General features: G+C 67.2%; 12 protein-coding genes and 1 tRNA gene. 10 read left to right on the top strand and 3 right to left on the bottom strand.

Going from position 1 to position 13,757, the window contains the following annotated elements:
- Positions 1-7 precede the first annotated feature (7 nt).
- The 3 genes from C5B91_RS06910 to C5B91_RS06900 all read left to right on the top strand — a co-directional run bounded on the left by C5B91_RS06910 (position 8) and on the right by C5B91_RS06900 (position 3,183).
- Positions 8-511 carry an LUD domain-containing protein gene (locus tag C5B91_RS06910; protein WP_008093681.1) on the top strand — a complete coding sequence of 168 codons (504 nt, stop codon included), beginning with the start codon at positions 8-10 and terminating at the stop codon, positions 509-511.
- Positions 504-2,705: an LUD domain-containing protein gene (locus C5B91_RS06905; protein ID WP_049913457.1), complete on the top strand. Its 2,202-nt coding sequence runs from the start codon at positions 504-506 to the stop codon at positions 2,703-2,705. The genes C5B91_RS06910 and C5B91_RS06905 overlap by 8 nt, the downstream gene beginning before the upstream one ends.
- A gap of 184 nt (positions 2,706-2,889) precedes the next feature.
- The gene (locus C5B91_RS06900) at positions 2,890-3,183 is read left to right on the top strand and encodes a PRC-barrel domain-containing protein (protein WP_007274456.1); all 294 of its coding nucleotides are present in this window, start codon (positions 2,890-2,892) and stop codon (positions 3,181-3,183) included.
- A gap of 4 nt (positions 3,184-3,187) precedes the next feature.
- Here C5B91_RS06900 and C5B91_RS06895 read toward each other — a convergent pair whose 3' ends face one another.
- Positions 3,188-4,645 (bottom strand): DHH family phosphoesterase, encoded by a 1,458-nt coding sequence (locus C5B91_RS06895; protein WP_004976579.1) that lies wholly within the window; start codon positions 4,643-4,645, stop codon positions 3,188-3,190.
- Positions 4,646-4,777: 132 nt separating this feature from the next.
- On the opposite strand from C5B91_RS06895, the gene C5B91_RS06890 reads away from it, so the two are divergent.
- Positions 4,778-4,851 (top strand) — tRNA-Lys (locus C5B91_RS06890).
- 117 nt (positions 4,852-4,968) lie between these two features.
- Positions 4,969-5,199 carry a hypothetical protein gene (locus C5B91_RS06885; protein WP_115819279.1) on the top strand — a complete coding sequence of 77 codons (231 nt, stop codon included), beginning with the start codon at positions 4,969-4,971 and terminating at the stop codon, positions 5,197-5,199.
- Position 5,200: 1 nt separating this feature from the next.
- Here the strand turns inward: C5B91_RS06885 and C5B91_RS06880 are convergent, their stop codons facing one another.
- Positions 5,201-5,452 carry a hypothetical protein gene (locus C5B91_RS06880; protein ID WP_049913456.1) on the bottom strand — a complete coding sequence of 84 codons (252 nt, stop codon included), beginning with the start codon at positions 5,450-5,452 and terminating at the stop codon, positions 5,201-5,203.
- 118 nt (positions 5,453-5,570) lie between these two features.
- Between C5B91_RS06880 and C5B91_RS06875 the strand changes: the two genes are divergently transcribed.
- From C5B91_RS06875 to C5B91_RS06865, 3 genes are all read left to right on the top strand, one after another.
- Positions 5,571-6,878 (top strand): MFS transporter, encoded by a 1,308-nt coding sequence (locus tag C5B91_RS06875; RefSeq protein WP_008093668.1) that lies wholly within the window; start codon positions 5,571-5,573, stop codon positions 6,876-6,878.
- Between the two features lie 38 nt (positions 6,879-6,916).
- Positions 6,917-7,414 carry a pyridoxamine 5'-phosphate oxidase family protein gene (locus C5B91_RS06870; RefSeq protein ID WP_115819278.1) on the top strand — a complete coding sequence of 166 codons (498 nt, stop codon included), beginning with the start codon at positions 6,917-6,919 and terminating at the stop codon, positions 7,412-7,414.
- 170 nt (positions 7,415-7,584) lie between these two features.
- A complete protein-coding gene (locus tag C5B91_RS06865; protein WP_115819277.1) occupies positions 7,585-9,024 on the top strand; it encodes an alpha/beta hydrolase family protein in 1,440 nt (479 codons plus the stop codon).
- 14 nt (positions 9,025-9,038) lie between these two features.
- Here C5B91_RS06865 and thrS read toward each other — a convergent pair whose 3' ends face one another.
- Positions 9,039-10,970 carry a threonine--tRNA ligase gene (thrS, locus tag C5B91_RS06860; RefSeq protein ID WP_049968541.1) on the bottom strand — a complete coding sequence of 644 codons (1,932 nt, stop codon included), beginning with the start codon at positions 10,968-10,970 and terminating at the stop codon, positions 9,039-9,041.
- Between the two features lie 208 nt (positions 10,971-11,178).
- Here thrS and malQ point away from each other — a divergent pair, with 208 nt between their 5' ends.
- Both malQ and C5B91_RS06850 read left to right on the top strand, forming a co-directional pair.
- Entirely contained in the window at positions 11,179-12,669 is a 1,491-nt protein-coding gene (malQ, locus tag C5B91_RS06855) for a 4-alpha-glucanotransferase (protein WP_049913455.1), read from the top strand.
- A 63-nt stretch (positions 12,670-12,732) separates the two neighbouring features.
- The gene (locus tag C5B91_RS06850) at positions 12,733-13,677 is read left to right on the top strand and encodes a mechanosensitive ion channel family protein (protein ID WP_008093663.1); all 945 of its coding nucleotides are present in this window, start codon (positions 12,733-12,735) and stop codon (positions 13,675-13,677) included.
- Positions 13,678-13,757: the final 80 nt, after the last annotated feature.

The raw sequence follows: 13,757 nt of genomic DNA, 5'->3' as shown, positions 1-13,757 counted from the left end.
TCAACGTATGTCAACCGGCACGGTTGCGACGTTCGAGGACTCGCTCGAACGACTCGAAGTAGGCTGGACACACGCGTCTTCCGATAGGCTGGCGGACGTGCTCGAAGGACTCTGTTCGGACCCGACTATCGGCGTGGAACTTCCGTACGACGGCGTCGAGCTCCCCGGCTGGGTGAACACCGACCCGACCCCCGCGGACCTCCGCGAGGCGAACGCCGGTATCACGGCCGCGGGACTGGGCATCGCGGACTACGGGAGCGTCGTCGTGCAGGGCACGCCCGACGGCATCGAGCCGGTGAGTCTGTTCGGCGACCTCCACGTCGCCGTCCTCCGACGGTCGGATATCGTCCCCGGCATGCCCGAGGCGTTCGACTGGCTGGGCGAGGAGTTCCGCACGGGACACTCCTCGGCCATTATCGCCACCGGCCCCAGCGCCACCGCCGACATGGGCGCGCTGGTGAAAGGAGCGCACGGTCCGAAGGAAGTCCACGTGGTGATTCTCGATGAGTAAGGCGCGCGAGGCCAAGGCGGCGAAGATTCGACAGTTGATGGAGACCGAGGGCGACGCCGTCGGCACGAGCACCCGCGGGTTCAACGAGGGTCGCTACCAGTCGGTCCAGACGCTCGACGACTACGAGGGGCTGAAGTCCGAAGCGCGGGCCATCAAGGAAGACGCCATCGAGCGCCTCCCCGAACTCATCGACCAACTGCGCGAGACCGTCGAGTCCAACGGCGGCACGCTCTACATCGCCGACGACGCGGCCGACGCGAACCAGTACATCCGCGAGGTCTGCGAGGACAAGGAGGCCGAACGCGTCGTCAAGTCGAAGTCGATGACCTCCGAGGAGATAGAGGTCAACGAGGACCTCGAAGCCGCCGACATCGACGTGGTCGAGACCGACCTCGGCGAGTGGGTTTTGCAGGTCGCAGACGAGTCCCCGTCGCACATCGTCGCGCCCGCCATCCACAAGTCGCGGGAGGCCATCGCCGACCTGTTCAACGAGACGTTCGACCCCGACGAACCCCTCGAGACCGCGGAGGAACTCACGATGTTCGCCCGCGAACAACTCGGCGAACTCATCGAGGGCGCGGACGTGGGGATGACCGGCGCGAACTTCATCACCGCCGACACCGGGACGATGGCGCTCGTCACCTCCGAGGGTAACGCCCGGAAGACGGCCGTCGTGCCCGATACACACGTCGCGGTCGCCGGCGTCGAGAAAGTTATCCCGACCGTCGAGGACCTCCGTCCCTTCGTCGAACTCATCGGCAAGTCGGGAACGGGACAGGACATCACCTCCTACATCTCGCTTCTGACCCCGCCGGTCGAGTCGCCGACCGTCGACTTCGACGCCCCCGACACGCCGCTTTCGGAGACCGAGACGGACCGCGATTTCCACCTCGTTCTCATCGACAACGGGCGGTTCGACATGCGCGAGGACGACCAACTGCGCGAGACGCTCTACTGCATCCGGTGTTCGGCGTGTTCCAACGTCTGCGCCAACTTCCAGCACGTCGGCGGCCACGCCTTCGGCGGCGAGACCTACTCCGGCGGCATCGGCACCGGCTGGGAGGCCGGCGTCGAGGGCCTCGACAGCGCCGCGGAGTTCAACGACCTCTGTACCGGCTGTAGCCGGTGTACCACCGCCTGCCCGGTCGAAATCGATATCCCGTGGATAAACACGGTCGTCCGCGACCGGGTCAACCGCGGCGAGGTCTCCGAACTCGACTGGCTCGTCGAGGGGCTCACCCCCGACGAGGAACCCGGCGGCGTCAGCCTCCAGAAACGCTTCTTCGGCAACTTCGAGACGGCCGCGAAGGTCGGGAGCTTCTTCGCGCCCGTCTCTAACTGGGCCGCCGGACTCGGCGTCTCCCGCGACATCATGGAGCGGTTCCTCGGCATCGACGCCCGCCGCGAACTCCCCGCCTTCCAGCGCGAGACGCTGAAAGACTGGTTCGAGAACCGGACCTCGCGGGTCGACGACCCGGTCCGGACCGCCGTGCTCTATCCCGACGTGTACACGAACCACGTGCAGGTCGAACGCGGGAAGGCCGCGGTCCGCACGCTCGAAGCCCTCGGTGTCGACGTAATCGTCCCCGACGTTCGCTCGTCGGGCCGCGCCCCGCTCTCGCAGGGCATGATTGCGACCGCGGAAGACCACGCCCACGACGTGTACGCCGGCCTCGCGGAGCACATCGACGACGGCCGCGACATCGTCGTCATCGAGCCGTCTGACCTCGCGATGTTCCGAACCGAGTACGAGAAGTTCCTGCCCGAGAAGTCCTTCGAGCGCATCTCGGAGGTCAGCTACGAGGTCATGGAGTACGTCTTCGGCCTACTGGAACACGGCGCGGACGCCGACGCGCTCTCGACGAGCGAGGGTGAGGGCGTCGCCTACCACAGCCACTGCCAACAGCGCACCCTCGGCCTCGAAGGCCACACCGAGGCGGTCCTGTCGGACCTCGGCTACGACGTCGCCACCTCCGACGTGGAGTGTTGCGGCATGGCCGGCTCGTTCGGTTACAAGTCCGAGTACTACGAACTCAGCGTCGACGTCGGCTCCGAGCTACAGGGACAGTTCCAGACCGACGAGAACAGAGACCGCACGGTCGTCGCCAGCGGCACCTCCTGTCTGGAACAGCTCGATTCGCTCCTCAGCCGGCCGACGCAACACCCGATTCAGCTGGTCGCGCCGCGGCGGTAACGCGCCCCCGTTTCGGTCCCCGCCTCGGCCGTCGCCCGCGACGCGAGGAACGCCATCTTCTCAACCGAACAACACGTCTTTGTCCGGCGATTTCTCGCCGGCGTCGGACGCCCGTCTGCCGCGTGTCTGCGCCCCGAGCCGTGGGCTACGAACAATTAAGACCCGGCATCCCATGTTGGCGGATATGGACGGGACGCCCGAAGAGATTACGACGCTCGTAGGCCGGGAGGTCTACTCGAACAACGGTGTGTTCGTCGGCGAAGTCGAAGACGTCCGCCTCGACCTGGACCACGAGACGGTCACCGGTCTCGCGTTGACGGCGCTGAACGACGAACTGTTCCGCAATCAAATCGAACCCGGAAAGGGCGTTCTCATCCCGTATCGGTGGGTCCGCGCCGTCGGTGACGTCATCCTCATCAACGACGTCATCGAGCGCCTGAAGAATCCCGAAGAAGACGAAGAGTCGCTCGTCGTCTGACGTTCTAGCTTCCGTTTCCGCTCTCGCCGCCCTCCACGCCCATCGCACGGAAGAGCTTGCGCTTTACCGCTTCCTCGGTGAGTTGGAGGAGCGTGTCGCGGTTGTCGTCGTTGGATTCGATGCCCGTGAAGATGCCGAGTGGAATCTCGACGGACCCCTGCGTGGAGTGGCCGCCGGCCTCGCCGATGCCGGTGAAGGCGTCGCTCAGAATCTTCCCGATGTTCATGCGGATGTCCTTCGACCGCGCCGCGAGATAGATGGTGTCGTCGGCGATGCCGAAGACGGCGGTCGTGGTGATGCCCTCCAGGTTGAGGAGGTGCTGGGCCGCCTGCGTCAGCGCGTCGCGGTCGCGGATGAACCCCGCGTTCGAGACGAGGTGCGAGCCCTGCACGTCGCGGTTCTGGATGGCCTCGGCGAGCACGTCCAGCGTCTCGGGCGACATCGACGGCGACTCGACCTTCTCCAGCGTGTCGTGGTCGGCGAAGGGGTAGAGGTACGCCGCGGCGGTCAGGTCCGCGGGCGTCGTATCGCGCTTGAAGTCGAGCGTCTCGGCGCGGATGCCGTAGAGGAGCGCCGTGGCGACCGCCTGCGACGGGCTGAGGTCGAACTCCTGGATGTACTTCGTGAGAATCGTCGAGGTCGAAGAGACGTTCGGCCGCACGTCGGTAAAGCGGGCGTCGATGCCGTCGTCGGGCTCGAAGTGGTCGATGAACACCGTGATGTCGGCGTCACCGAGGTCGGGCATCCCCGACTTCATGTGGTCGACGAGCGCGACCGCGCCGTACTCTTCGAGCGGCTTCGAGTCGGCCCGCGGGGTGAGTTCGATGCCGAGGATGTTCACGAACGCCCGGTTCTCCTGGTGTCCCATGTCGCCCGAATAGAGGATGTCGGCTTCGACGTCGTACTCGCGGGCGATGGCCTGTAAGGCGACCGCCGACGCGAGTGAGTCGGGGTCGGGGTTGTCGTGGGTGAGGATGGCCATCCCGTGGTCGGTGTCGCGCAGGAGGTCGGCCAGTTGGCGGGCTTTGTATTCGAGTTCGCCGGACTCGACGCTCCGAAGTGCCGAGTCGGCGATGACCTCGGAGGGATTGATGACCACGTCGGCACCGAGTTTCGTCAGTTCGTCCTCGGAGACGGGGTCCGACGCGCGGACGACGATGAACTGGTCTTCGCCGCGGTCGCGGATGGTCGAGACGGCGGCCTTGTTGGCCTCGACGTCCGACGAGAGGATGAGAATCACGTCGCGACCGGTGACGGCGCCGGCCAGTTCCGGGTCGGTGATGTCCGTCGTCTGCGCGTTCAAGTCCTGGTCGCGCAAGGCTTCGACGCGGCTTTCGTCCTTGTCGAGGATGAGGACGTCTTTTCCCTCGTCTGTCAGTTCCTCGGCGACCGCGTGCCCGACGCTCCCACAGCCGAGTATCGCGTACGTAGACATCGAGGAAATGCTGACCCCTGCGCTCATCGTTGCCCGCTACTCCGGTCGGCCGCCACTTAACACCCACCGTTTGTTCGTTGTTTCGTGCGTGTGCGTCCCTGCCGTCGTCGTACAGAAAGGAAAGTCATTTTACCTACCGGCAGTTACGAGAGATTGCAAGGGCCGGTAGCTCAGTTAGGCAGAGCGTCTGACTCTTAATCAGACGGTCGCGTGTTCAAATCGCGTCCGGCCCATTCCTTCATCTCAGACCAACTTCGGCAGTCGGGACTCCGGCTCGGTCGTTCGTGTCGGATAACCGACTCGGTCGCCACCCTCGGGTGTTTTATGTCCCGCTCCGAACGCTACCGAGTATGAACCAGAGCGACAGGACCGAAGTGGTCCTCGTCTTCATCACGCTTCTCGTCGCCGTCGTCTTCGGGCTGGCTACAGGTGTCGGGGAGCGCTTCAACCCCGACCGGTTCGTCGCCGCGCTCACCCCGGACTTCGGGGTGTTGTTCGGGGCCGACGTCGTCGCCGGTGCGGTGCTCGTGACGCTCTTCGGCGGCCTCGCGGTCGGCGCAAAACTCCTGTTCGATTCCTGACTCAGCGCCCGAGCACGACCCACGAGTTCCCGCGGCCCGGCGAGGGCGCGAGTCGAAGCGGGAACTCCGACCCCACCGTCGCCGAGGCCAGGCGAGCCCGAAGGTCGGAGGTCGCACACGCCACCACGGTGCGGAGCTCTCCGGTTTCGGCCACGCGGACGGTCATCGCCCCGTGGTCGTTCATCTCCCGCTCGACTCGGATGAGGCGCGTCTCCACACCTCTCGCCACCGTTTCACCATCCACCAGTTCCATGGTAACATGTCTCTTTTCGTGAGGGATAAAGCTCACCACCGTTATCCGGGGGCTTTAGGTCATCTTCGTCGACGGCCGGTTCCGGAACTTCTTTTCACCGGTTAGCCGCACACAGCCCATGGACCGCACCCGTCTCAGGTTTTGGACGCTGTATCTCACTCGGTTCGCCGGCGGTTTCGGCTTCATCACGCTCGTCACCCTGCTCCCGAAGTACATCAACGAACTCGACCCGGGTGCGGTCGCCGTCCCCGAACTCGCGCTCGGCGGGCTCGCGCTCGGCGGGTTCTCCCTCTCTCGCGGCTTCGTCATCGGCATGTTCACCACCGGCTTCACGCTCGCCCAGACTATCGCCGTCGTGCCGCTGTCGTGGGCCGGCGACCGGTACGATAAACGCCTCGTGCTTGCGGGGACGGTCGGCCTCGGTGCGGTCGTCTACGCCGCGTTCCCGCTCGTCGACTCCAGTCTCTCGTTTATTCTCGTGCGGGCCGCACAGGGGGTCGCCGTCACCGGCGCGGGGCTGATGTCGCTCGCGCTCGTCGGCGAACTCGCCCGCGAGGGGACGCGCGCGAACCACATCGGGAAGGCGAACGCCGCCCGCTTTGCGGCCTCCATCCTCGGAAGCATCAGCGCCGGTATCCTCTACGACCTGTTCGGCTTCACGCCCATCTTCATCGTCATCACGATTCTCCTGACCATCGCCGTCGTCGCCATCTGGGTGTTTCTCCCGCCGGACGAGACCCGCGTCCACGGCTTTCCGTTCACGGACCTCGCGCTCAACGAGCGCATCCTGACGATGGCGACGTTCCGCGTCCAGTACGCCGTCGCGGTCACCCTCGTCCGGACGTGGGTGCCCATCTACGCCGGGGTCTCCGCGGCCTCCGGCGGCCTCGAATACGGCGGCATCGCCGTCGCCGCCACGGTCGTCGCCGAGAAGTTCACCAACATGCTCTGTCAGCCGTACACCGGGCGCATCTCCGATTCGTACGGCCGGGCGCGGTTCGTCTTCGTCGGCGGCGGCCTCTACGGCCTCATCGCGCTCGCCGTCCCCTTCTCGCCCGCGGTCGGCGAGGCGCTCGCGCTCCCTGCCGCCGTCCCCTTCCTCGGTCCGCTTTCGCCCGCGTTCCTCCCGCTCGTCGGCCTCGCCGGCCTCCTCGGCGTCGCAGACAGCCTCCGCGAACCGGCCAGCATGGCGCTGTTCGCCGACGAGGGCTCCGGCGGCGCGGGGGTCGCCAGTAGCTTCGGCATCCGCGAACTCCTCTGGCGGCCCGGCAGCGTCGTCGCGCCCCTCCTCGGCGGCTACCTCATGGCCGAAGTCGGCATGGAGTGGGTGTTCTTCGTCGGCGGCGCGTCGGCCATCACCGGCGTCCTCGCCTTCCTCGCCGCCCTGACGTGGTCCCACGGGACCGACGCGCTCACGACGTGGTAGGGCTCCGCGTTTAATCTCTCGCGTCCCTTCTTTCTCTCATGTCCGCCGACGCGCCGCCCGCGACGACCCGCGACCGCCCGATGACCGAACCGAGTTACGGCATCCCCGAATCGGAAGAGGGGCTCTTGGAGTGGCACCTCGTCGAGACCGCGTTCGCCGACGGCGAGGTGTTCTGGGCCACGACGACCCGCCCCGACGGCCGACCGCACGCCCGCCCGGTCTGGGGCGTCTGGGTCGACGGCGCGTTCCACTGCGGCGGCGGCGAGCGGACTAGATGGGTCAGAAACCTCGCGCACGACCCGCGCCTCTCGGTTCACACCGAAAGCGGAACCGACGTGGTCATCCTCGAAGGCGCCGCCGAGCGACTGGACGCGGAGACCGCCGACGAGACCACGCTCGCCCGCATCGACGACGCCTACGAGGCGAAGTACGGGATTCGCCACGGGACGCCGGTGTTTCGGATTCGACCCGAGCGCGTGCTGGCGTGGTCCGGCTTTCCCGCCGACGCGACGCGGTGGCGGTTCGACTCGGCCTGAGCGCCGTCGTCTCGTTCCGCTTCGATTCGTCTGTTTTCCCCGCGAATCGGATTTCATATCGCGCTATTTAATTTATTAGTTCGAGAGGCCGGTCCCGGTACCACTCCGCCCGTTCTCACGCTCCGACACGCGGGCCTAGGGTCATTATCGTGTCACTCGTATCACACGGCATGGACCATCTCGAAACCCCGGCAGTACACCGGTTGCTGACCTCGCCCGCCGGCCGACTGCTGACCTCGCGACCGTTCGAGGCGTTCAAAACTCGCTCGCTCCCCCGCGAGTTCGGCGTCGCCCGCGCTCGCGCCGCGGCCGACGTGGCGCTCTCGGACGGGCCGGAAGCGTACCTCCGCGAGGTCGGTTCGCCGCCGGCACCGCACCTCCACGACCGAATCGAACGCGCCCTCGCGCGGTACGCCCGCCTCCGCGGCGCGTACGACGAGACGATGGAGCGCTGGGACAGCGTCTTCTGGGGCGACGACGAGTCGACGCCCGACGAGCGCGTCGCCGTCGAGCGCGAGCGCCGCGAGGTGTCGGAACGGCGGGCCAAGCCGACCGGCATCTTCGGCTTCCTCCCGAAGGAACACCTCGTGCCGGCGGTGAAGTTCGAGACGCCCTCGCCCGAGGACGCGCGAACCCGCTGGCACCACGAACTCGCCGAACCCGAGCGACTGTACGGCTTCGCCGAGTCCAGCGCGGCCGAGGAGTTCCCTCGAGTCGAGCGTTCTGCGACGGTTCGAGGGCCGGGAACCGTCGAGTATCTGCTTCGCTTCCGGTCGCCCTCGCCGCACCTCAGCGACCGGGCGTCTGCGCGGGTGTACGAACCCGTCGACGCCGCCGACGACCTGCCCACGCTCGTCTTCCACTCCGGCTGGGGGATGTTCGACGACCAACTCACCTACTGGCCCGAAGAGGAGTACGTCGCCCGCGCGCTCGCCCCCGAGGGGTACCGGGTCGTCCTCCCCGACGCGCCGTGGCACGGCCGGCGCGAGCTACTCGGTCGATACAGCGGCGAGCCCTACATCGCCCGCGCGCCCGTCGGCCTGTTCACGCTCTACTCGGCGGCTGCGCTGGAGACCGCCGTCCTCACCGACTGGGCGCGGACCGAGGGCGCGCCGGCCGTCGGCGTCGGCGGCGTCAGCCTCGGCGGAACCGTCGCGCTCCACGTCGGGGGCCGGTGCGGCGACTGGCCCGAGTCGATGCGCCCCGACCTGCTGTTCCCCGCGGGGATGCCCGGCGCAATCGACCAGACGCTCCTCGCGGGGGGACTCACGAAACTGCTCGACATCGACGCCGCCCTCGACGCGGCAGGCTGGGCCGGCGAGGCGCTCCACGAGTTCGCGCCGCTGTTGAACCCGCCCAAAGACCCGTGTCTCGCGCCCGAACGCGTCTTCCCGTTCGTCGGGGCTCGCGACGAGATGGCCCCCGCGTCCACGGCTCGCGCGCTCCTCGACGAGTGGGGCGTCCCGAGGCCGAACCGCCGCGAGTGGGACTGCGGACATTTCGGCGTGCTCGCGAACCTCATCAGAGACGAGTCGTTCCGAACGACGGTCCGGCGAGAGTTGGACGCGGCGGCGCGGAACCGCCGGAACAGAGAATCAGTTACTGCCTGAGTCGGTCGCGTTCCTCACTCCGCGTCGGCGAGGAAGTCGGGTTCGGGGCGCTTTTCGTCGTACTCGCTCCGGAGGTGGTCCCGGAACGCCTCGACGCTCACGTCCTTGGCCTCGCGTTCCTTGCGGTCGCGGACGGAGATGGTCCCGTCTTCTTCCTCGTCGCCGCCGACGATGACCATGTACGGGACGCGGTCGGTCTGGGCCTCGCGAATCTTCCGGCCGAGCGTCCACGAGCGGTCCTCGATGTCGACCCGGAAGTCACCGAGTTCGTACTGGAGCTGCTTCGCGTAGCCCATCTGGTCGTCCGAGATGGGCAGGATGCGGACCTGCTCGGGCGCGAGCCAGAACGGGAACTTGCCGTTGAAGTGCTCGATGAGCACCATGAAGAAGCGCTCGTAGCTGCCGTAGAGCGCGCGGTGAATCATCACCGGCTGGTGGTCCTCGTTGTCCTCGCCCGTGTAGGTGAGGTCGAAGCGGTCGGGCATGTTGAAGTCGAGTTGGACCGTCGGGCCGTCCCACTTGCGACCGAGGGCGTCCTTGAACGCGAAGTCGATTTTCGGGCCGTAGAACGCGCCGTCGCCGGCCTCGATGCCGTAGTCGATGCCGCTGTCGTCTAAGACGGCGCGGAGTTGCGTCTCGGCCTGCTCCCAGATTTCGTCGCTTCCGACGGACTTCTCGGGGCGCGTGGCGAGCGCGACCTCGGCGTCCAGTCCGAACGTGTCGAACACCGACAGGATGTTGTCGATGATGAGGTTGATCTCGTCTTCTATCTGGTCGGGGCGGACGAACAGGTGGCCGTCGTCGATGGTGAACGACCAGACGCGAGAGAGCCCCGATAGCTCGCCGCGCTGTTCTTTGCGGTAGACCTTCCCGTCTTCGAAGTAGCGCACCGGCAGGTCGCGGTAGGACCACGACTGCTGGTCGAAGATGGTCGCGTGGCCGGGGCAGTTCATCGGCTTCAGGCCGTACTCCTCGTCGTTCACGTCGAGGAGGAACATGTCGTCGACGTAGTTCTCGTAGTGGCCCGACTTCTTCCACAGCTCCGTCCGGAACAGGTGGGGCGTCTCGACGGGGTCGTAGCCCGCGTCGAGGTTGAGCTGTTTCGCGTAGTCCGCGAGTTCGTCGAGGATGCGCTTGCCGTTCGGCTGGTACAGCGGCAGGCCCGGCCCCGTCGTCTCGTCGATGGCGAACAGGTTGAGTTCCTGTCCGAGCTTCCGGTGGTCGCGCTCCTTGGCCTCCTCGCGCATGTCGAGGAACGCTTCGAGGTCGGACTCGGACTCGAACGCCGTGCCGTAGACCCGCGTCAGCGTGTCGTTTTCCTCGTCGCCGCGCCAGTAGGCCGCGGAGATGTTCAGGAGCTTGACCGCGCCGATTTCGCCCGTCGATTCGACGTGCGGGCCCTTACAGAGGTCCTCGAACTCGCCCTGCTGGTAGAACGACAGTTCGTCGTCGCCGGCGGCCTCCGTTTCGAGGATGTCGCGCTTGTAGGGGTTGTCGGCGTACTTTTCGAGGGCCTCCTCGCGGTCGACGAGGGCGCGCTCGATGTCGAGGTCCTCCTCGATGATGTCGCGCATCTCGTCTTCGATGGCTTCGAGTTCCTCCTGTTCGAGGTCGACGCTCGTCACGTCGTAGTAGAAGCCGTCGTCCGTCCACGGGCCGATGGTCAGTTTGGCCTCGGGGTGGAGCCGCTGGAGGGCCTGCGCGAAGACGTGGGCCGCCGAGTGGCGGAGCACGTCGAGATACTCGTCGGACTGGTCGGTGACGATGACGAGGTCCGCGCCGTCGTGGAGCGGCGTCTCCTTGTCCACGAGTTCGCCATCGACGACGCCGGCGACGGTGTCCTTGCCGAGGCCGGGGCCGATTGCGAACGCGGCGTCTCGCACCGTCGCACCCTCCTCGACGGAGAGTTCCGTCCCGTCGGGGAGGATGACAGCGATATCACTCATACGCGCACGGAACGGACGGGGGAGAATAAGTGTTGTTGAGACGAGCGCGAGCGACGCCCGCTCGCGACCGATTTCGTGCGGGTTGCTAGCACGACAGAGGGTGGGGTCGACGGTCCGACGTGTCCCCGTCGACGCGCTCGCCGCCTCGCCTTCGGTCCCGCCGTTTCGACCCAAAGTACCAATTGGGTCGCACGCGGACCCTGTGGGTATGCGACTTTCTCGACAGAGCGGGGTGTTCATGCACGTCACCTCGGTCCCGGGGCCCCACGGCATCGGCGACCTTGGCGACGGCGCGCGCGCCTTCGTTGACTTCCTCTCCGACGCCGAACAGTCGATGTGGCAGTTCTGCCCCCTCGGGCCGACCGAGCCGGCCATGGCGAACTCGCCGTATCAATCGTCCTCCTCGTTCGCCGGCAATCCGCTTCTCATCGACCTCACGGACCTCGTAGAGCGCGGATGGCTCACCGACGACGACCTCGAACCCGTTCCCGACTTCGACCCTCACGCCGTCGATTACGAACGCGTCGGCGAGTACAAGCGCTCGCGGCTCCGCACCGCCTTCGACCGCTTCGAGGCCGAGGCCGCCGAGGACGACCGCGCCGCCCTCGACGCCTTCCGCGAGCGCGAGGCCGGCTGGCTCGAAGATTACGCGCTGTTCGCCGCCCTGAAAGACGAGTTCCAACGAGCGTGGATAGACTGGCCGACCGAGTTGAAGACCCGCGACCCCGACGCGCTCGCCGACGCCCGCGAGGAGTACGCCGACGAGATTCGCTACCGCGAGTTCGTCCAGTTCTGCTTCGACGAGCAGTGGCGCGCCCTCGCCGACTACGCCGACGAGAAGGGCGTCACCCTCGTCGGCGACCTCCCCATCTACGTCGCCCTCGACAGCGCCGACGTGTGGGCCGCCCCGGAGGCATTCGACCTCACCGAATCGAACGAACCGGCCGTGGTCGCCGGCGTCCCGCCGAACCCGAACGACTCCGGCCAGCGCTGGGGCAACCCGCTGTACGACTGGGAGACGCTCCGCGAGAACGGCTACGGCTGGTGGCTCGACCGCCTCCGCCGCCTGTTCGACCTCGTGGACGTGACCCGCATCGACCACTTCAAGGGGTTCGACGAGTTCTGGGCCATCGACGCCGACTCCGACGACCCCGGCGACGGCGAGTGGCGCGACGCCCCCGGCCACGACTTCTTCGAGACGGTCGAGCGCGAACTGGGCGACCTCCCCTTCATCGTCGAGGACCTCGGCTTCCTCGACGCCTCGCTGGTCGACCTCCGCGACCGGTTCGCCTTCCCCGGCATGCGCGTCCCGCAGTACGCCGACTGGTGCAGCGAGGGCGACATGTACCAGCCGATGCACTACCCGGAGAACTCGGTCGCCTACACCTCGACCCACGACACCGACACGTTCGTCGGCTACTACCGCGACCTCGACGACCGCACCCGCGACTGCCTCCACTACAACATCGGCGCGGACGGCTCGGAGATTCACTGGTCCATCATCGACGCCGTCTGGAACTCCGCGTCCGTCCTCGCGTTCACGACGACGCAGGACCTCCTCGGTCTCGGCTCCGAGACCCGCTTCAACACCCCCGGCACGCAGACCGGCAACTGGGAGTGGCGCGTCACCCGCAAGGGCCTCGACGACGGCGTCGCCGACCGCCTCGCGAACCTCACGGACCTCCACATCCGCAACTGAGGCCGCCGCCCCTCGCCTCGGTTCGACTACACCTTTTTCAGTCGCCCACCCGACGGCAACGGTATGTCTCGCCGCCTCGGCCTCGGCGCGTTCGCCGCCGGGCTCATCGCCGCGGTTCTCTCGGCGCTCGTCCGCGCGACGACCCCCCTTTCGGACTTCGACGTGCCCAACGCCGACTTGCTCCTCTCGAAGGGGCTGTCCGCCGCCGCGGTCGCGCTCGTCGCCTACGGCGTCTACCGGTTTCTCGCCGCGTTCTTCGTCGGGCGCATCGCCGACCGCCGCCGGGCCCACGACGTTCGGAACGTCCTCCGACTCACGCTCGGCGGGGTCGCGCTCGTCGGCGTCCTCGGGGCGTTCACGGAGCAGTGGCTCGGCCTGTTGGTCTCGTTCGGCGTCATCGGCTTCGCCGTCACCTTCGCGCTCCAACAGCCGATTCTCTCCTTCATCGGCTGGTTCTACATCCTCGCGAAGCGACCGTACGCGGTCGGCGACCGCGTCAACATCGGCTCGGTCTCCGGCGACGTGGCCGAGGTTGACTTCCTCGTCACGACGCTCTGGGAGACCGGCGGCACCCTCGCGTCGAACCAGCCGTCCGGTCGGACCGTCACCGTCCCGAACTCGCTCGTCCTCTCGTCCGAGGTCGTCAACTACGGCGCGCTGTTCGACCGCGTCTGGACCGAGGTACCCGTGCAGGTGTCCTACGAGACGGACCTCCCGTTCGTCCGCCAACTCCTCTTGGACGTGGCCGACGAGGAACTCGGCGACGACATGGACGCCGCGATGAAACGCTACCGGGCCAGGCTCGCCGAGTCGCCGCTGGACCTCGACGTGGCCGGCGGCCCGACCGTCAACGTCGCACAGGAGGAGTCGTGGGTCGTCTTCCGACTCCGCGTGCTCGTCCCGCCGACTCGCGCCCAGCGCGTCAAAAACCGGCTCTACGAGCGCATTCTCGACCGACTGGGCGACCACCCGGACCGCGTCAGCTTCCCGGTGAGCCGCAACCGCTGAGCGCGACGTGGGTCGCCGTGACCCGCCTCGCCGCCGCCCCGTCTCGATTTGTCGCCGTCTCGACCCGTCGTCCCGTCTCG

Source organism: Haloferax sp. Atlit-10N, assembly GCF_003586325.1.
In the GTDB taxonomy this organism is placed as follows: domain Archaea; phylum Halobacteriota; class Halobacteria; order Halobacteriales; family Haloferacaceae; genus Haloferax; species Haloferax prahovense.
The sequence above is the reverse complement of the archived record's forward strand: the minus strand, read 5'-3'. Positions and strand labels throughout refer to the sequence as shown.